This is a genomic window from Parafrigoribacterium mesophilum (assembly GCF_039652555.1).
GTDB lineage: Bacteria > Actinomycetota > Actinomycetes > Actinomycetales > Microbacteriaceae > Parafrigoribacterium > Parafrigoribacterium mesophilum.
In genome coordinates, this window is the sequence record NZ_JBDJAF010000070.1 from 1 (window position 1) to 266 (window position 266).

Here is a 266-nt window from a genome sequence, read left to right on the forward strand (position 1 = left end):
GCAGTCGCGGCAGCGGTAGGGCATCGGCTTGTGGTTCTTGACCTCGGCAACCGAGAGGCTGCCGCAGTGAGGGCAAGAGACCTCGCCGCTCCAGCGGTTGCGCTCAAAGTACTGCCGCGCGGCTTCCTCATCCGGGAAGCGCTGGAAGAACTGATACAGGCTGACGGTCTCGGGCTTGTCGGTCATGAAACCTAACTAGCCAAATGGGACCGGCTAGTCAAGCTAGTTGTGGCTAGCTAGGTATATAGGTCCCAAAAGAAAGGGGG

At 59.4% G+C, this 266-nt stretch carries 1 protein-coding gene; it reads right to left on the bottom strand.

The genetic code is table 11. The annotated features are described in order from the left end of the window. A partial coding sequence (locus tag ABFX56_RS16135) for a transposase (RefSeq protein ID WP_346234371.1) occupies positions 1 to 186 on the bottom strand: 186 nt, incomplete at its 3' end. Positions 187 to 266 lie beyond the last annotated feature (80 nt).